The 19,833-nt window shown below is 55.9% G+C and carries 13 protein-coding genes; 9 read left to right on the forward strand and 4 right to left on the reverse strand.

Going from position 1 to position 19,833, the window contains the following annotated elements; genetic code table 11:
* Window positions 1-34: 34 nt before the first annotated feature.
* The 6 genes from GJR96_RS08375 (at window position 35) to GJR96_RS08400 (ending at window position 9,543) form a co-directional block, all read left to right on the forward strand.
* Window positions 35-2,221, forward strand: coding sequence for a type II/IV secretion system ATPase subunit (locus tag GJR96_RS08375; protein WP_151162527.1), 2,187 nt, complete (start codon window positions 35-37; stop codon window positions 2,219-2,221).
* On the forward strand, window positions 2,211-4,340 hold the full coding sequence (locus tag GJR96_RS08380; protein ID WP_151162528.1) for a type II secretion system F family protein: 2,130 nt from the start codon (window positions 2,211-2,213) through the stop codon (window positions 4,338-4,340). The genes GJR96_RS08375 and GJR96_RS08380 overlap by 11 nt, the downstream gene beginning before the upstream one ends.
* Before the next feature lie 4 nt (window positions 4,341-4,344).
* Window positions 4,345-6,603: a hypothetical protein gene (locus GJR96_RS08385; protein WP_225317715.1), complete on the forward strand. Its 2,259-nt coding sequence runs from the start codon at window positions 4,345-4,347 to the stop codon at window positions 6,601-6,603.
* 12 nt (window positions 6,604-6,615) lie between these two features.
* Window positions 6,616-8,328 (forward strand): hypothetical protein, encoded by a 1,713-nt coding sequence (locus GJR96_RS08390; RefSeq protein WP_151162529.1) that lies wholly within the window; start codon window positions 6,616-6,618, stop codon window positions 8,326-8,328.
* 73 nt (window positions 8,329-8,401) lie between these two features.
* Window positions 8,402-9,085, forward strand: a complete 684-nt coding sequence (locus GJR96_RS08395; RefSeq protein WP_151162530.1) for a haloacid dehalogenase type II — start codon at window positions 8,402-8,404, stop codon at window positions 9,083-9,085.
* An 86-nt stretch (window positions 9,086-9,171) separates the two neighbouring features.
* Window positions 9,172-9,543 (forward strand): hypothetical protein, encoded by a 372-nt coding sequence (locus tag GJR96_RS08400; protein ID WP_151162531.1) that lies wholly within the window; start codon window positions 9,172-9,174, stop codon window positions 9,541-9,543.
* 139 nt (window positions 9,544-9,682) lie between these two features.
* Here the strand turns inward: GJR96_RS08400 and GJR96_RS08405 are convergent, their stop codons facing one another.
* The gene (locus tag GJR96_RS08405; protein WP_225317716.1) at window positions 9,683-11,101 is read right to left on the reverse strand and encodes a DUF7282 domain-containing protein; all 1,419 of its coding nucleotides are present in this window, start codon (window positions 11,099-11,101) and stop codon (window positions 9,683-9,685) included.
* A gap of 667 nt (window positions 11,102-11,768) precedes the next feature.
* Here GJR96_RS08405 and GJR96_RS08410 point away from each other — a divergent pair.
* Complete coding sequence (locus GJR96_RS08410) at window positions 11,769-12,773, forward strand: tyrosine-type recombinase/integrase (RefSeq protein WP_151162532.1); 1,005 nt, start codon at window positions 11,769-11,771, stop codon at window positions 12,771-12,773.
* A 122-nt stretch (window positions 12,774-12,895) separates the two neighbouring features.
* Here the strand turns inward: GJR96_RS08410 and GJR96_RS08415 are convergent, their stop codons facing one another.
* Both GJR96_RS08415 and GJR96_RS08420 read right to left on the reverse strand, forming a co-directional pair.
* Complete coding sequence (locus GJR96_RS08415; RefSeq protein ID WP_151162533.1) at window positions 12,896-14,293, reverse strand: hypothetical protein; 1,398 nt, start codon at window positions 14,291-14,293, stop codon at window positions 12,896-12,898.
* Window positions 14,294-15,940: 1,647 nt separating this feature from the next.
* Complete coding sequence (locus tag GJR96_RS08420) at window positions 15,941-16,552, reverse strand: tyrosine-type recombinase/integrase (RefSeq protein ID WP_151162534.1); 612 nt, start codon at window positions 16,550-16,552, stop codon at window positions 15,941-15,943.
* A 248-nt stretch (window positions 16,553-16,800) separates the two neighbouring features.
* Here GJR96_RS08420 and GJR96_RS08425 point away from each other — a divergent pair, with 248 nt between their 5' ends.
* Window positions 16,801-17,940, forward strand: coding sequence for a sigma-70 family RNA polymerase sigma factor (locus GJR96_RS08425; protein ID WP_151162535.1), 1,140 nt, complete (start codon window positions 16,801-16,803; stop codon window positions 17,938-17,940).
* 176 nt (window positions 17,941-18,116) lie between these two features.
* Complete coding sequence (locus GJR96_RS08430) at window positions 18,117-18,956, forward strand: hypothetical protein (protein WP_151162536.1); 840 nt, start codon at window positions 18,117-18,119, stop codon at window positions 18,954-18,956.
* Window positions 18,957-19,089: 133 nt separating this feature from the next.
* Here GJR96_RS08430 and GJR96_RS08435 read toward each other — a convergent pair whose 3' ends face one another.
* Window positions 19,090-19,575 carry a hypothetical protein gene (locus GJR96_RS08435; protein ID WP_151162537.1) on the reverse strand — a complete coding sequence of 162 codons (486 nt, stop codon included), beginning with the start codon at window positions 19,573-19,575 and terminating at the stop codon, window positions 19,090-19,092.
* Window positions 19,576-19,833 lie beyond the last annotated feature (258 nt).

The following is a 19,833-nucleotide window of genomic DNA, read 5'->3' on the forward strand; positions in this document are numbered from 1 at the left end:
TACACGCTTTCCGACCGTTCACATTTTCAAGAGTATGGCGACTCCTGACAAGAACACCCAGACCGACCGCCACGAAGGCGAGGAATCGTACCGAGCAGATGGCTCGGGGCGCACCGAACTGGTCCCGACGACGGGTCCTGACGCGATGGCCGCGCGTGCGATGGAGCTTCCAGTCCCAGCAGCGGCCCGCATCGAGTACGGCCCCGAAGACATCGGTTCCGAGGCCGAACACTCCGACACAGAGGAGAGAGAGACGCCGGAGACGCTCCGCGAGGTGGTGCTCCGTGAGGTCAAAGCCTTCTTCGCCGACATCGACGACAAGACGGCGTTCGCGCCGACCCCGTCGGACGAATTCATCGAAGAGAACTTCTTCGACTTCTCGTTCCTCGAAGGGGTCGAAGACGTCGAACACTACTGGGTGAACAAGCCGTTCGCGTTCGTCTCGATTCTCTACGACCACGACCAGCGAGAACACAGATACCACGTGAGCGAACCCATCCTCGACCCCTTCGAGACGTTCGTCCGTGACGACCTGACGAAGATTCTCCGCAACAGCCTGCTGTACCGTGACCTCGACCACGACGGCGACCGCGAAGACGTGTTCGACGGTGAGGCTCGTGAGATAATCTCCGAACACGCCGCGACGGTCGAAGATGGTTCTCTCTGGAAGTTGTTCTACTTCTTGCTCCGCGACTTCATCCACTTCGGCCGTATCGACCCTGTGATGCGTGACCCCGGAATCGAGGACATCTCCTGCGACGGTGACGGCGTCCCGGTGTACATCTTCCACGGCGTCTACCGCGACATGCCGACGAACGTCGTCTTCGACGACGGCGACCTCTCGTCGTACACCATCCGCCTCGCGCAACGCGCGGGCAAGCAGGTGACCGTCTCCGACCCACTCGTCGACGCCAGCCTCCCGGATGGCTCTCGCGTGCAGTTGACGCTCGGGTCCGACGTGGCGACCCGCGGGTCGAACTTCACCATCCGGAAGTTCGCGGACGAACCCCTCTCGCCGGTCGACCTCGTTCGCTGGAACACCTTCAGCGTCGAGCAGATGGCGTACTTCTGGTTGGCTATCGAGAACAACCGCTCGCTCATCTTCGCGGGCGGGACGGGGTCCGGAAAGACCACCTCGATGAACGCGGTGTCGTTCTTCGTCCCCGGTCACGCGAAGGTCGTCTCCATCGAGGACACCCGCGAGATTACCCTGCCGCACGAGAACTGGATTCAGTCGGTCACGCGCGACACCTTCACGGCCGATGGCCGCGGTGAAGTCTCGATGTATGCGCTCTTGCAGGCCGCCCTGCGACAGCGTCCCGAGTACCTCCTCGTCGGTGAGATTCGGACGGAAGAGCGCGTCGCACTGACTTTCTTCCACTCGATTGCGACGGGACACACCGCGTACACGACGTTCCACGCGGACTCGTCGGAAGGGGTCGTCCACCGCATGCGCAACGAACCGCTCGGTGTGCCCTCGCAGATGCTGTCGGACCTCGACATCATCTCCGTCCAGAAGCAGATTCACCTCGACGGCGACCGGACGCGCCGCAACATCGCTGTCACCGAAATCGTCGGCGTCGACCACGAAGGCGAAGTCGAACTCCGCGACGTGTTCAAGCGAAACCCGACCAACGACGCGCACGAACGAGTCGGCGAGTCGAAGATTCTCGACGAAATCGCCGCAGAGCGCGGGTGGACTCAGGCCGAACTCCAGTACGAACTCGACATTCGTGCCGACGTGCTTCGCTACATCGCCGCACAGGGAATCGACGACTACCGCGCCGTGTCGGCGATGATTCGCCGGTTCGAACGTGACCGCGAGAGCCTCCTCGCCCACGTCTACGCGGAAACCTCGCTCGCGACCGTCGAATCTGACGAAGACGATGACGCTTCGGACGGTGGCACCGCCGAACCCGACGCTGCTGAACCGCTGGACGACGTCGAACTCGCCGCAGAAGCAGAGGAGATTCTCTCGGACCTGTTCGACATCGAAGTCGGCGGCCCCAAGGACGGGGACGCCACTGGAGACGACGAATCAGTCGACGACGACCACGCCGCTGACGACGCTGTCGGCGACGCGGCCAGCGACGATGACGCCGCCGAACCTCCCGAGGCAGACGACACGACGACCGACCACACGTCCGAGGAAGACGCCGACGCGTCTGCTGATGACGACGTGAGCGACGAGACCGATTCGGAGGACGACGATGCCCGCTGACTCCCCCTCTTCGGTCCCGCTGCCCGACTACGAAGTCGAGCAGTACTTCCCACGCGAACACTTCGACGACTCGCCCGAAGACGTCCGTCGCCTCCGCGAGCGCTACGGGTACATTCGCACGTACTTCAAGCGCCACCCCGCGGGGCACCGTGACCTCCAGCGCTGGTTGAACCAGACGCGAATCGGGACGACCTACGACGTTTACCTCACGCAATCCGTGAAACTGGCGCTCGTCGCCGCGGCACTCGGGTCGCTCCTCGGACTCGCTGTGACGCTCGTCCTCACCCAGATGGGTGTGCTCGCGAACGCGTCGAGTCCCGTGCGAGTCGGCGTCGGTTACAACCTCATCGCGCCGTTGCTCCCGTACAAGGTCCTCATCCTCGGGACACTCCTCGTACTCCTGCTCGGCGGACTAGCCGGTGCCGGGACCTACTATGCGCGGTACTACCTGCCGCGGAGTCGCGCCGAGATGCGTGGCCGCAGCGTCGACATCCTGCTCCCGCACGCAATCGTCTACATGTACGCCCTCAGCCACGGTGGGATGAGCTTCCTCGAAGTCATCCGCTCCGTGGCGGATGCGCCCGACTACGGCGAGGTGTCTCGCGAGTTCGAAATGATAGACCGCGACATGAAACTGTTCGGGAACGACCTGTTCACGGCGCTCCGCAACGCGCGGAACCTGACGCCGTCTCTCAACTTCGAACAGTTCCTCGACGACTTGCTGTCGGTTCTCGACTCCGGTGGCGACGTCACCGCGTTCTTGGACCGCGAGTCGTCGACCTACCTCGAAGAAGCACGTGACGAACAGGAAGACTTCATCGAGACGCTCTCGATGCTTTCCGAGGTGTTCGTCGCAGCGTTCGTCGCCGCACCACTGCTGCTCATCGTCACCCTGATGGTCATCAGTTTCCTCGGCGGCAACACGCTCGTCCAACTGTACGCGCTGAACTACCTCATCTTCCCGCTGGGGATGGCGTTGTTCTTGCTCCTCATCGACGTGCTGTCGGCCCCGTACACGCAGGACACGGTCCGAACGAAACACGACAGCACAATCGTCCAAGAGATTTGGACGACTCTCCGGGAGTTGGGCGCTGTCGCCCGCCGTGAGATAGAACGTGCCCGTGAGGAACGCTGGGGTGACTCCAACACGATTGCCTCTGACGGAGGCGTCGTCGACGCTCGCTACGACCACTACCGCCGTGCGAACGTCGTCTCGGACCTCCGCGAACTCGTCGGCGACCCGGTCGACATCATGCGCCGACAACCGTACCTCTCGGCCGTCATCACGGTGCCCATCGCACTCGTCGCACCTCTCGCCGCCGTCTCCTTCGGCCTCGCGACGCCGAGTATCGACGCCATGCTGGCCGACCCGTACAACACGACTGTCTGGTTGGTCGTCCTCCCGTTCGCCATCGTCGCCATCCCGCTCACCGTGTTCCACGAACTTCGAACCCGCCGCGAGCGAACCCTCGAACAGCGCTTCCCCGACACGCTCAACCTGCTGTCGAGTGCGAACCAGATGGGTATCCCGCTCGTCGAAGCACTCGCACTCGTCTCGCGGTGGTCGAGCGGTGCCCTCGCCGACGAACTTCGCGCGCTCCGTAACGACATCAGCTGGAACTACGACGCCCACACGGCGCTCATGGCCTTCGCCAGTCGCCTCGACGTCCCGCAACTCTCGCGGGTCATCCGCCTCATCGCCAGCGGTGGTCGAACGAGTGGTGACCTCTCGCGAGTTCTCAGCGTCGCCGCCGAAGACACGCGGAATCGGTACAAACTGGAGAAATCCCGCCGTCGCGCGATGGGGTCGTACATCGCAATCGTCGTGATGGGCTACCTCGTGTACCTGTTCGTCATCCTGATGCTGGGTGCGAGTTACCTCGGCCCCCTCGCCGAGATGACCGTGCCCACCACGGCGTCGAACGGCCAATCCGTCCCCATCGCAATCGCGTCCGTCCCACTCGCCAACTTCCACGTGGTGTTCTTCCACTCCGCGCTGGTCCAGGCGGTGGGCAGTGGACTCCTCGCCGGAAAGTTAGCCGACAACAGTGCCCTCAGTGGCCTCAAGTACGCCCTCGGACTGTCCGCGCTGGCGCTCGTCGCCTTCGCATTGGTGTAGAACCATGACTCACAAACAACCCTCCAAACACACACAACCGCCACTCAGGCACGTCTCGCGCGGACTCGTCGCACGCTTCGGAAGCGACTGCTCGCACCTTCACTCCGACCAGCGGGGCGCATCGGCCATCCTCGGTACGATGTTCGCGTTCGCGCTCGTCGTCTCCGTCGTCGCTATGGTGCAGGTCTCGGCCGTTCCCGCGTGGAACCAACAGACCGAATTCGAGCACCTGACCGAAGCAGAGCGCGACTTTGCGGCGCTCGACGAGAGCGTCGCTGCCGCATCGATGGGGACACAAAGCCGCGCCTCCGTCGAGGCCGGCGTCAACTACCCCACCCGTGCGTTGTTCCTCTCTCCGGCGGGAGGCGCTGGCACCGTTCGAACGACCTCTCCAGCGACTGTGACAATTTCCAACGTCAACGCCACGACGAGTGGGACCGCCGAGTACTGGGACGGCACGGACAAGACGTTCGACGCTCAGTCGCTCACCTTCCAGCCCGATTACCAGTACCTCCAGTCGAGCCCTGTGTTCACGCACGAAGGGATTGTCCAGTACACGGCGTACTCCGACGGAACCAGTCAGTCGGAAGTCGGCGCGACCCAGTCGCTCGTCGACGGGAACAGAATCTCACTGGTGCTCCTCGAAGGGAACATCGACACTGCATCAGGCGAGGCGATGACGCTCAGCGTCACGCCGCTCAGTGCGGGGACTGACTACATCACGGTGACTGATGGGGACGGACCAATCAGTATCTCCGTCCCGACCCACCTCTCGAACGAGACGTGGCACGAACTCCTCGAAGACGAACCGAACGTGCTGTCTGTCTCGTACGACGACAGCACCGACCCACACGTGGTGACTGTGACGCTCGTCCCCGGAAAGGAGTACGACCTCCACATCGCCCGTGTTGGCATCGATACGCACGGAACCTTGCAGGACCCGGTCTACATCGTCGACATCGCCGGTGACGACGCAGTCGTCCCTCCCGGTGCGACCCACCGAGCAGTTGTCGAGGTCCGTGACGCACAGAACAACCCCGTTCCAAACGCCGTCGTCCGTGTGGACGACGCTGGGACCGACGGCGACGTTCGGGCGCGCGACGGCGACAGCATCAAGACCAGAACTGACGCGAACGGTCGCGCCACGTTCCTCTACCGCGCACCTGACAGCATATCGAGTCTCTTCGGCGACGACGGAACGAACGGCATCGTCGAAGACCAGTTCGACGTCGAGGTTCTCGACGAGAACCTGACCACTGTCGATAGCGTCACCTTCGACATCGAACTCCGCGAAGGGAGTTCGTCCACGACGCGTCGCGGCCTCGTCGCGGCCGTCGACGACCCCGGGTTCGCCTACGACGATAAGAACAGAAACGGGCTGTATGATGGGAATGACACGAGGGTGCCGTTCGAAGAAGGAACGTACGAGGCTACCGTCGGCGTCCTCGTTGTCCCACCAAGTAACGGCACTATCATCTCGGACGACTCGATTACGTTCATTGGGAACGGAGTCTCCTTGCACACTGACGCGGTGTCGACTAACGGAGACATCAAAGTCAACGGCAGGGGCCACCCCGTGAAAGCCATTGGTGTGAGTCTCACCGCTCCTAGTGGGGTCATCGACGTCGAGACAAGTAGTACTGTAGACGTTACGGGGGCTTCACTCTCTGCTGATGGGGAGATTACCGTGAGCGGTGACCTCGGTGTCAACCTAAAAAGTGCCGGGTTGACCAACTACAAAGGTGGGAAGAGCAAGGCCATCTCGGTCGCCTCGTCAGATGGGTTTGTGGACGGCAAAAATGTCGACATCTCCAGTCAAAAGAACATCAACATCACCGGCGACAAGGGTGTCGACCTCGCTGGGGCAGGACTCTCAGCGGCCCAGAGCCAGTCCTCAATCACGATTGGGTCGGATAACGGTAAAGCCAACTTCGACGGTATTGTCGCCCTTGTCGACGGCGACTTCAACAGCACCATCGACGGGAGTATCTCCCTCGTCGGAGCGAACATCGCATCGACCAAGAGCGAAGATATCACAATCGCCTCGACCACCGGCAAGCTATCCGGAAAGGAAGCCGCCATCGTCACCGGTGGAGACGTCACGCTCAAAGCGACGTCATCGTACATCACTCTCCCCCGGTCGAATATCGATGGTAACTTCGTCACGATTGACGCCGGCACGTACGTCGACCTAACAGATGCTACCTACCCGAAAGAAGCCGACGGTGACTCCGATATCGACCCAGACCCGGTGGGGGAATAGGAGGCCACAGACATGTCATTCCACGCTCTGTTCACCCGACCGGTCGACCGAACTGACCGCGGCGTGTCCGAAATTCTCGGACTCCTCTTCGCGTTCGGACTGGTCATCTCGATTATCGCAGTCGTCCAACTGGCTGGGACGCCCGTGTGGACCGCAGGCGACGAAGCAGACCACCAGCACCGCGTGGCGTCTGACCTCGCCAGTGTCGACGGGGCAGTGTTTCGAACCGCCGGGATAGACCCAACTGGCAGCGTGGCCGTCGAGACGGACACCACGTACCCACAGCGATACCTGGTCGTCTCTCCACCCGAATCGACCGGCACGTTCACCACGACTGAGAGGGGTACGGTGACGCTCAGTAACGTCACTGCGGTTGGCAACGAGGCGGCGTATTGGAACAATTCGACTCACGTGTTCGGCAACGCGACGACGCTCGTCTACAGCCCCGACTACACCGAGCGCGAATCACAATCGCTCGTCATCGAATCCGGCGTGTCGTACCTCGAATCCGACGGTGAGGTCGTCGTCCATCGCCAGTCGCTCGTCCACGGAACGACCGTGACGCTCGTCGTCCTCGAAGGCGACCTCGACGGACACACGACCGCTGGTGAAACTATCAAACTCTCAGCTGTCTCCGTCCGGAGCGAACCACTTCCGGTCGTCGACGACGGGACGCCGATTCGGATTTCGGTCCCGACTCGCCTCGACGAGTCGGACTGGTCCGACCTCCTCGCCAGCGAACCATACGCTGCTGTGGTCGCCGGTGACCCCGATGGCGACCCATCGACGGTCACCATCGAACTCGTCTCTGGGAAGACGTACGACCTCCGTATCGCGCGCATCAGCGTCGGTACGGCAGTCGAACCGACGCCCGCAACGTACCTCGTCACTGAATCAGGTGACTACGAGTCGGTCCCAGTGAACGGAAGCCAGACGCTCGTCGTCCGAGTCTTCGACGAGTACGGGGCCCCTGTCGCCGGCGAGGAGGTCGACTTCACCACGACGACCCTACTCGGTGGAAACGTCACACCACTCGATGGACCGGTGGCCGTCACTGACGAATCGGGTCGTGCGTACCTCTCGTATCGGGCACCGACTGACGTCGTCCACATCAAGCGTGACACGGTCGACGTCAGCCTTCCCAACTCGAGTGCACCGGGTAATACGACGACTATCCCTCTCGAAGTTAGAGGGTCGACCGAACCTGCTCGGTTCCTTATCAGTGGTGGGAGCATCGTCGTAGAGACGGACTTTGGTAGTGACTTCGACGTGATTGGCAGCGCTATCAAAGACGGGGATGGAAACGACGTCCCAGTCGATATCACACTCAGAGTCGGTGGAAAATCGCATCAACCGTGGTCCAACATCAACGACGGCCAGAACCACACGTTCGCTACCACAGGTGCAGATAGCGATGACATCACCATCACTGCCGAAGCGGAATTCGACGGTGGGTTCACCGTTCGGTCTAGCCGCCCGAGTGACTCAGACCAGGTGCTCGTACTCCGGGACGGTGACGACGTTCCCACCGTCGAGGGATACAACGGTCAGGAGGACGCTGCGGAGTTCCTCGAACCGTACATCGGTGACGACGGCACCATCGTTCTGGACGACAATCAGGCAATCTTCCTGTTCGAACTCGGGACGACAGACGAGACCAGTCCGGCGTTCGACAGACAAGACGCCGTCATCCTCGTGACGCTCTGGAACACAGATATCGAGTGAGCCGAACGAGGATATCGGTCCACTCCACACGACCAACACAGAGTTAACAAACCTCACACCGTACGTCTCGGACATGGCTTTCGACCCTGACCGCGTTTCGACCGTCACTTTCGATTCCTACAGTACGCTCGTCGATGTCGACGCCGCCGAGAAGGCGCTGGCGGACCGCGTCACCGACCCGGAACCAGTCTCGAAACTCTGGCGCGCCCGTTCACTCGAATACACGTTCGTCGGGAACCACGTCGACGAGTACCGCCCGTTCTACGAGGTGAACCGTGCCGCCCTCCAGTACGCACTTGACGCCCACGAGGTAGCCGTGTCTGAGACCGAACGCGACGAGATTCTCTCCGTCTACCACGAACTCGACGTGTTCGACGACGTGCGAGCGTCCATCGAACGACTCCGAGACGCAGGGTACGCCTGCTACGTCGTCTCGAACGGGAATCCCGAGATGCTGGATTCGATGGTCGACCACGCGAACATCCGTACGCTCCTCGACGGCATCGTCAGCGCCGACGAAGTCGAGGTGTTCAAACCTGACGCGGAACTCTACCGCCACGCCGCCGCCAGAACCGGCACCGCAATCGACGAGATTGCCCACGTGACCGCCGCGTGGTTCGACGTGATGGGTGCGCAACACGCGGGAATGCAAGGGGTATGGGCCAACCGAAAGAACTCGCCGTGGGAACCGTTCGGCCCGACCCCCGATCTGACAGTCCCGGGGATTGCAGAGTTCGTCGACGAACTCGGCGTCTGAGTGTCGAGGTCTATCTGCCGTTTTCGTTTTCACTCCCTATGACAAATGGTGACAACACTATTCGTGTCGGAGCGATATCTAATTGTATGGAAAGACGGCGAGTCAAAGGCGGGTTCTTCGCAGTCGTCGGGTTCGTCCTCTCGCCGTTGTCGTGGTGGAACGACCTCGTCGTCAACCTCCCACTGGCGTACGCGTTCGGTATCGCTGTCGCCCTCATCTCGCGGGAGTTGTTCCTCCCGGGCGTCATCGCGGGGTACTGGCTGACGAACGTGGCCGGGTTCGTCTTACTCCACAAGGGTGCAATCGACGTCGTCTCGGGCGAACCAGAACCGTATACGACCCGCAGTTTCGCCAAAGACTTCCTCATCTCTGTCGGGTATACGGTGCTCGTCGTTCTCCTCGTGAGTTTCGGTATCTTGACCGTCCCGGACGAAATTTTGTCTGCGCTCGGACTGTAACCCAACGGTCCCAGTCACGCAGGAGTGGCAACCAGACGCAGTCGCCACTATCAGGCATCGAGACGCAGTAAAAAAAATCGGCTGCAACGTGTCTGTGCCTCTCGTGTGGACAGACCGGTGCAGTCCCGTATCTCCGTAGTTAGGCTTCTGCCGACCCGCCTGACTCAGTCTGGGTTTCTTCTTCAGTTGGCGATTCTTCTTCAGTTGGCGGTTCTTCCGTCATTTCACCATCGACGATGGTTATCTCTGCAGTGTCGGTCACCGGTTCACCGTCCGCGGTGTAGGGACCATCTTCTGCCCCATCAGACGTGATGAAGTCGAGTTCTTGATTGTCGTTGGTGTCCAGGTGTGGCATCGCCGTGAGCGTGGCGTCCTCGGTTAGCGGTTCGTCGATGCGGACCGTAATCCCTGAACTCTCTCCCGGTTCGAGATATTCGGACGCACCGATGACGGAACCATCTTCTGCGTGGATTGCGATAAATCCGCCCTCAGAGAGTGACACACTCGACACAGTCACCACTGTCCCATCGGACTCCTGGTCGCCGAACGTAACGCTCGCGGTCGCTTCTTCAGCAGGAGTTTCAGTTTCGGTGGCTGGTGCCTCGGTTTCAGTTTCGTTAGTTGGCGTCTCGGTTTCGTTGGTCGGCGTTTCAGTTTCGTTAGTTGGCGTTTCAGTTTCGTTAGTTGGCGTCTCGGTTTCGTTAGTTGGCGTCTCTGGCTCCGCGGCCTCGACCGTCACGTTCGCGTCGTCAGTGACTGGTTCGCCATCCACCGTGTAGGGGCCATCTTCGGTCCCGTTCGAGGTGAGGAAGTCGAGAACCTCGTTGTCGTTGGTGTCGAGGTGCGGCATCGCGGTGAGCGTCGCGTTCTCGGTCAACGGTTCTGCGAGGTCGACCGTCACGTTCGACTGGTCACCGGGTTCGAGGTACTCGGACGCGCCAATGACGTCACCGCTCTCGTTGTGAATTGCGATGAACCCACCTTCTGAGAGTGTGGCTTCCGCGACGACCACCGAGTTACCGTCGGTGGTCTGGTCGTCGAACTGGACTGACGCCGTGGCTGGTTGTTCGGTGCTCACGGTGAGGGTGGTCACTTCACCCATGTCGCGCGTTTCGACACCGTGGATGTAGGTACCCTCTTCGAGACCTTCCGTATCGACTTCGAAGGTAATCGTCTCAGTCTCGTTCGGGTTCAGTGCCCATCCTCTCCGCTCGACGACGTCACCTTCGAGGCGGAACTCGACGCACTGAACCAGCGGTGCGTCGTTCGGGTTCGTGATGTCCGCCGTCACCGTCACCGTCTCTCCGGGTTGCACCGACGATGGTGCAGAGAGGTTACCCACGTCGTACGATTCGAACGACTCGTTTACCGGATATGGACACTGTCCAGTCTGTTGTTGTTGTTGAACCTGTGCGTACTGGGCTCCGACTGCCTGTGTGCTTGGCCCATCAACTGCCTGTGTTGTTCCAGCAGGGGCGGCAAAGCCGACACCTGTCGCCGCCACTGTGACGAATGCGGCGACGGCAAGTATCCCTGCGATGTGTGTTCGGATATTCATGTGTCTGCGATGACAACGTACCGAATCGACGGACAAAAGGTGACGAGATTGTTTCAGTAACTCGTTGACGTGACTATCAATTTACGTGACTGTATTATGAGGTTAGCCTGTCTTTTAGGCCGGACTGGGTGGTTGATTTCGGCAAATCCGAGATAGTTCAATCCCCACGATTGTTTTCTTCTGACTGTTTCAGTTAACTGTCAAAGAATTGTTTCACTATCGGAAGTTGATAGTCTGTCGTCTCCGTTTTGAGACTGTCCTGACAATTAGATGGATGCGTTTTGGAGACTGTTCTGTTGGCGTCGATGTGTGGGTTATTGGGAAGGGTGGGCAGATTCGAACCTCACTCGCAACAAGTTGCTCGCTGACTCCCACCTCGCTGCGTTCGATGTGGATTCCGACCTGCTCCTTCAATAGCATCAACAGAAGTGATGGGTTGGGGCAGATTCGAACTGCGCGTAGAAGGCCTCAAACAGCCGTTTTCGGCCTTCTACTCAGACTCGGGGTTCGGCACCCCTCACCCCTCATTGCCGACCTGCTCCGTGTGAAGGAGCCGTCACAACCGGGAGCGACCACCTTCGACACGAAGGACTCGTTCCCATCGGCGCGCGCGGGGCAGACTTACGTTCTGACTGCCGGGGAACTGGGCCGCACGGGATACCAAACCATGACTCGGAAAATTAGTCCAAAAGAGGCCGTCAATAGGTATCTCGCAGAACGAAAATCAGAGGTAAGCAAATCATCCCTGCAGAATTATCGCTACCTCCTCCGTCGATTCGTCGAATGGTGTGAGCTGAACGACGTCGACACGCTAGAACAATTAGACGGGTTCGACATTCACGACTTCAAAATCCATCGTCGGGACGAGGACGGAATCTCAAACCTCACTCTGCACAAAAATATGTGCAACCTCAGGGTGTTCGTCCGTCACCTCGAAGCGTGGAACGCTGTCGAATCTGGTCTATCAGAGTCGATTATCGTCCCGAACATTGGAGACCCATCAAAAGACCGAAGCATCGACCCTGAAACGGCAAAACAGATTCTCGATTACCTCAGGAAGTACGAGTACGCATCGTTCAACCACGCACTATTCGCGCTCCTTTGGGATACAGGAATGCGAGTTGGCGCAGCACGCTCTCTAGATTTCAGTGATGTCTATCTAGAAGAGATGTACGTCGACCTCCATCATCGGTCGGTGGAAGGTACACCTTTAAAGAATGGAGACGGCGGTGAACGTCAGGTGAACCTCCACGCGTGGGTGTGCGACGTTCTAGAAGACTATGTTGACCAGAAACGCGTCGACAATACTGACGACTTCGATCGCGACCCACTGTTCACAACGCGACAAGGCCGTGCGCACGTCAATACACTCAGGGCCAGAGTCACACAGGTGACGCAACCATGCTTGTACACAGGCGAGTGCCCGCACGATCGAAGTCAGGACGACTGTGAGGCATATCAAAGTAGAGAGCATGCAGCGAAGTGCCCTTCTTCGGTGTCTCCTCACGATATCCGGCGATCATCGATTACTGCTTGGCTCAATCAAGGACATCGTAAGGAGTTGGTGAGTGACCGGTGTGATGTGTCTCCCAAGGTTCTCGACAAGCACTACGACGTCAGGTCAGAGTCAGACAAACGAACTGCTAGACGGGATGCATTCGACATGAGCTGAACACCTAGACGCTGTTGAACTTCACACCCAAACCTCACGCCTTTGATCATGTTGCACACAAAAACTCAGTATAGACAACTTCTACACATCAGACGACACTCTATCCCCGACTCTGAAAACCCCTAGGCGTCCTCAAACTCGTCCTCAAACCAACCAAGCAACGTGATACGGTCATAATTATAGACTCTCGGCCCGTGAACATCCTTTTCCACCCTCTCAACGTCACCATCCTTGCCGAATTTTTTCACGTCCGATTTAATAAGAGACGCCCCAAGACGCATTTTGTCCACAATGTCCTCATGTTTGGATTCGTCAGCAGGCTGTTGGTAAGCAAGATAATTCAACGACCGAACCACACAAATGTGGAGCCGTTTCGCAACTTTCGCGCGCTCCATCATCACCTCACGATTAATCTCTTCCGACGACCGCTCCACGTCCAACCCCTTGTGTTGACGCATATCCTCATCACGCTCATAGCCCCGAATACTGCTCACCATATCCCGGAGATTCCAATTATATGCCCTTCCCAAACTCATAGTTTCATTAAACCGGGAGTGAGGGTCCGTCGCTAACTTTCCGTGAGGCATCCACAGCAAACCAGTTTCCTCCATCAACACATCGAAATAGGTATCCCGGTCACTCCGGTCGAACAGTTGCCGGTCACTCCGGTCGGGATGCACCTCCCGCATCACCTCTTTAACCCGGTCAACGGACAGTGAATCCTCATCACTTTGCTTAATGATATAATTCACACGCGCATAGACAACAGCCGCCATCGCCCGCTTAGACGACATGGTGTGGTGGTCGCCGGTGATCGCGGACGGACCTAACAAGACAGAAATACGATATTCCTCAACCAACCGTTCAATCTCTTTGATGTCGTCATTGCAGTCGATTCTCACCGGCTCACCGCCTAACTCGGCCATTCGCGTCAACGCCAACGCATCACCCACATCATGTTCACGATAAACCGACAGGAATCGGTCTGCTATCTCAACACCATCAACGATACCGAAGTCATCCGCTTCTTCCTTCTTTTTTGCGACCTCTTCTTCGGTGACTTCACCGTTGAGAATGGACATTGCAGTGCTGAGTTTCCGATCGGTTTTGTGTTCCGGGCGTTCATGACGGCGTTCAGCAACAACCCCGTCGAACGTCTCGATTATCTCTTTCGCCTGCTCGTTCTCGTCGTCAATGACGGCCATCAGCATTTGGCTCATAGCCTCAACCATCTCTAGCAATTGCTCGGTGTTCTTCGCAATATTCTCACTACGAGCCTCGAAACTATTGTTGACAATTCCTTCAACATAGTTTTTAAACGCCGCGTTGTACGTCTCGCGGTTTGCGGACGGAGATTCGTTAGCAATATGTTGAATCTTATTTTTAATGTTCCTGTCAACCTCGATGGTCATCGTCTCAGTTTCCGGGCCGATACTGACGAGATTGTCAGGTTGACGTTTATAGACGTCTTCACCGTCCATGTGTTTCGGAGCGAGTTCGTCGTTGGTTGTGTCGGTCATTTTTCCCTCGTTGATAGTACCTGCCTTTATACCTTCACCACCCCCGCACTTGCTAGACAACTCAAATCTTAATCTTAACACATGACGACTGATTTGGGCGACCGTCACCGAAAAACACGGTCCCACGACCCTCTAGAACACGCCAGCACGCGCCCTCGAAAACCAATCTGGATATGGGGGGATTTGGTCGCCCTGTGTTTAGGTGGGATGAGGAATTTTAAGATTTTATCGTGGTGTGTTGGACGCTCTCTTGCCACTCTAGAATCTTCGGTCGCTTGTTGGCGGTGGTGATTTCACGACACCACCCAAATCCGAACAACATCAGCAACAACAGCAACAACAACAATAATTTCTTACTACTACTACTACTACTACTACTACTACCACCCCAATCTGGGGGACGGCCTGAAAATGTAACCGTGAAACATCGGCTGTGCAAAATAGATACACGAGAGAGCGGCTAACACGACTATTTAGACTTCTGGATTTCTTCACTACGGCTACTCACGACCCGGCCAAATCCCCCCAGATATCCACCGGGATAGAAGGTGGGTTACATCGACATTCAGAAAGAGCCTCGACGTGTTCTAGAGCTGATGGACTTGGGTCTCATATCGATTTATACACTTTGCACGTAGGGTATCGATTCGAGTTGTGGACTGATTCCAGATTAGAGTGGTTTCAGTGATGACGAGTTGTTGAGATGCCACGGTTTCTAGAACACCTTGGGTTCCTTCTGGATTCGACTCGATTGGGTACTGGTGATACAAGTGAGATGGGTGTCTGTTTTGGTTCAATTCCCCCGAATTCATAACTCAGTCTGAGGATTGATGTGGGTTGGTTTCGACTCCTCTCAATTCGGATTCCGTCTTGTCGATTCTGCATCGGATAACTGATTTTTCGTAGAAAAATCAGTAACCCATCTTTTGGGTCAGGGTGGAACCCCCTATTATATCGTCCCGGTTTGATGGGTTACGATTCGTTACTAAATAACTACAAAAACTCGTTACGATCTTCGGGTAACCCACGATTAGTAGGGCTATAGATGTTAATACCTACAGATAGTACCCCAATGGGTTGTGATTTGGTTTACTTATGTATCGTAACCTATCAGGGGTAACGATGGCCGGTAACTTGCTGTGATTTCTATGAGTTCTAGAACACCGCCATGATTGATTATACATAAGTTTTTGATGGTGTTTCTGACCCCAGCGGAACTGGTGATGTCACCGGAACCAGTGGTGTATCCCGTGCTAGAACTCATAGTGGAGCAGACTCAACACCTCAAGTATGAACGACCTCCCTGCTGACAGTCTATTTAGTGAAGAGGATTATCGACGGATGGCGAGGACCGCAGACCGGCACATCGATCTGCTCACTCTGCTAGATGATTCTGACGGGTTGGAATCTGGCAGGCTTAGCACCTATCTCAAATGGCCTGTATGGGGTGTTGAGGATGCTATCCGAGAGTTACGCCGGGTTGCTCTTGTCGTCACTCACGAAGACCCGTCTCGAAGCCGGTCTCGGTATCACGAAATAACGGATTTAGGCCGGGTTATCGTCCGGTATGGGGTGGTTGACGGGATTGCACGGTTGCGTTCTGAGGAGTTCGATTTCTAGCACAAGACTTCTTTTTCCGCAGTAAAATCAGGCGACGTCTAAGTGGGTGTAGATTGATTCGGTGGTTGTCACCGAGGAGTGACGCAATCTGCTTTTGACCTTGTATATACCTTCGTCCTCTCGTGCTAGAAGTCGATACGCGACCGAGTGCCGGAGTGTGTGCGGCGTCACGTCTTTCGGTTCTCCACGCCCCACACCTCGATAGGGTCGAATGTCGGCTTCGAGGGCGGCGTCTTCGATGATGTTCCGAGCGGTTTCGGTGGTCATACGTTCCGATTGCCTGCTAGGGAAGAGGTAGTCTGAGTCCTTCCAGCGACTATTCAGGTAGGTCCGGAGAGTTCGGAGGGTTTCCGGAGCGAGGGAGAGCGCGGCTGGTGGCCTCTGTCCTTCAGGGGGTTGTTTCTGAATGTGGCTTGGAATCCGTAGAACGCCGTCGTCAAAGTCGATCATCTCGGTTTCAATATGGACGGCTTCGCTCACTCGGAGTCCTGTGTCGGCCATGAGTGCTATCAGGGCATCGTTGCGACCGGAGAGATAGGGTTGACTGATTTCGACTGTGGCGTTTCGGAGTTCGTCTATCTGTTCGGGCTTCATCCAGACCTGTATCCTCTCTTCTTCTTGCTGAGTTTTGGAATTCATATTTAGGTTGCTTTCGTGGGGATGTTCGTGTTCTAGAACGCGGTTCTCGGGGTTTTCAGAATCATTCTAGCAGCCGAGTTTTGGTTTTCTATAGGAGATTCCCAAACTCGTCTGAATAGTTAACACACTATCACGCGGTATTAAAAATTTAACTACAATTAATAGAACTTATTAAAGTTATACTATAAATTATTAGGTACCATTCTATAGGCAAAATATTTATCCCATATCTCATACTGTGTGGGTATATGGACGAGAAATTCGACCCTAGAAGTATGACGGGGGCACTTGATGAGATTATCCCTCCCAACGAGACTACTATCGGAAGCAAAGCTGCACTCAAAGAGATGGAGCCTGTTGTTGATAGCATATCTGAAGACATCTCTGGTATCGGCCGGAAAGCCGCACAGCGTTACCTATTGCGGTACGAATACGGTATGTCGACTAACGAACTCGCGAGCGAGTTCGACGTCACCCCACAAACAATCTCGAATCAGGTTAGTGAAGTCCGAGTTAAGGTACTGAAATATCCGCGATTGGCGAGTGTAATCGGTACGCTCCGTGCTCATCGGTCAGGCCTTTCTGAACCTGATATTGAAGATGGCCACACTTGGGATGGCGAAACTACCCTACAAGGTGTACCCATTGAATACAGCTGCCAGTTCCGAACTGGTTCTGCTTCCCGTCCTTACTCATGGGCTTACCTGTGTGAAAGTCGATACAGAGATGACGACACAATCTACCATCTCTTCGTTGACTACTTGATTGACGCAATCCACGGTGTCTTCCTAAAGCGGCTTAGGATGGGAATCTCGAAAAAATCGTGGGAGCGTCCTCCGATCACAGAAAAGCACACCTACTGTGCATACCCGCTCCCCAACTTAGAAATCCCAAACAACCGAAACGGTACGCTCCTTGACGCGGCTGAGTACCACTGGGCTTACGATACAAAGAACTATTTCGAGACGCGCGTCACGGAAGGGGTCGAGAAAGGTGACTTGGAGTATTCTGCAGAAGATGGTAATACAGGTCTTGGGCGAAGCGCATACCTCACCCGAGATGATGTTCTCTCCCACCGAATCCGGAATTGCCGTGATCCTGAAGAGGCAATCGAAGAATATGCTGAGGCTGTTTTTGTGCGAAATAACCTCGAACGATTATGCCTGACATATCCATTCAGCAACCCATTCGATCTTGAATACGAAACGATAACACAAGTCTGGAACGGCCAGCCGTCTAGATTGGACAACTATGAGTTCACAGGTAAGTTCGATAAAGAAAAAATGTATGACATCACGATAAATATGAGGAGCAGATACCTCGGAAGGGACGTCCGTGCCCCCACTAAGAGGAACAGCGTCGATATGCCTACATGGAAGTCGTACTAAGCTCCCTTCCATTGAGGTTCTCAGCCAGCACCTGAAAATATCAGGGTAATAATCATAATGGCTAGGGGACATTATGTGTCATGATAAGAGACTTGTCAGCACCAAATAATTTGGTTGGCATCGAACGGGGTTCAGGTGACGCATATCCAAATGTTTTCTATGTCCGTCATGCCGGTATGACCGCCCCTGAGAGGTTAATTGAGGAGATGTGCCGCGAAGGGAAGATCATTGTACATCATGCAGACTTTGAGTCGGTTGAACCCTCCGATTACGACATTGATTCAACGAGTCGATATGCAAGGAATGATATCCGCGACCTACGCGAAGCAACTTCAGAAGGCGCTTTGGTGGGTGTTACATACGGGATGATTAGCAAGAAATTCACCCGAGTCGGCGTCATTGAATCAGGAACTGAAATCGAATTTGTTCGACGTCATTTTGACGGTCAGGAACGGGTCTACAAAGTTGCTGACATCAACGACTATATCGACGTTGATTTTGTGGAATGTCCCGTTATATTTGTCGCGCGATCACAACAAGGACCAACAATCTCACGTTATCCAACTGCTAGCAAGCGAGCGATACGGGCAATCGTTAATGGTAGTAGTGTAACTCGGGATGTTTGGTCGCTCTCGTCAGGCCAGTTTGAGTTGCTAGCTCGGCGGGACATTGAGGAGTGCCATGATAATTTCGAACTTAGGTTACCCAGTGGCCGGACGTTAAAAGACATTGACATCGTTGGTGTGGATAAATATAGTTCAGACATCATCGCGCAGGCAACCCTGAAAAAGGGCCGGAGAGAGGTGAAGAACAAACGAGATGATCTCCTCGACTACGATGCAGATGAGCGGTACCTGTACCTTCCACAGGGACTGGAAGATGTATGCGATGGATATGACGTGACACCCAGACCCGCTAAGAAAGTATTCGCTGAGCTTGATCAGAAAGAGGTTGCCTCGAAGCACATCTCGAAAATGCTTGACCTCTCACGTGTTGGGTCTAGATTCAACAATTAATATACGGTCCTGTCGGACATCTTGGCTGCTGATAGTTTGTTGAGACCGTGCTGAATACAGAGTGTGTGTAACAGAGCAGATTACTTCGTTTCAGAGCTATCGAGGTGAATCAGCTGTTCAGCTCGCTTGCCTACTATACGATAAGTCGTGCTACTATCTGGGAAATAAAACCGGTACCAAGGAGCAGGAATCCAGCCCCGCGAATAAACGCCTGCTGTCGGTCAAGCCGCGTCTGAAGCCCCTTCTTAACAACACGGTAATCAACGTCAAGGCCGAGATCCTTCCCGAGAGCAACCTGCTTATCCTCGTCATCCGGGTCTGTGAACAGGTACACGGTCTCGTAGCCATACTTGGACATTGTGTAAAACCCTACCCTCATTGCCCACACATCGGGAGGGAACTCGACATTGTAATGAGCTTCAAGGATTTTCTTGAGCTGGCCGTAGCCCCGTTCTCCCTCACGAATACCGGTACCCTCCATTCTATTCAACCCCCGCCTTACGACTGCTGACCACAATATCAGTTTGGCTCTCGGGATATCTGGCAGAGCGATAATCGCGGCTCCAAGAATATCAAGAGCCAATCCACCCGTGGCGAGCAACGTCGAGATGGTAGCCATGGCAGAGGAGTTGAAGCCCCGCATACACTATTTTGTTGGTCACTTCATTCTCTGGATCGGGGGTATTTCCGTACGACGCGCTTTGGAAACCACGGTGCAACATACGCGCCCTGTATTCAGCACGAACGCAGCAACCTATCATCTACTGAGAATTTCAATAGAGGCCAATTCCCCGGGTTGGATGTAAATATACGACCGTCAATTTACAACTTGTAAATTACCTTCCCTATTTTATAAGGGCGGGTGCCTGTAAATTCC

It is taken from the genome of Haloferax litoreum (assembly GCF_009674605.1).
GTDB classification, from domain to species: domain Archaea; phylum Halobacteriota; class Halobacteria; order Halobacteriales; family Haloferacaceae; genus Haloferax; species Haloferax litoreum.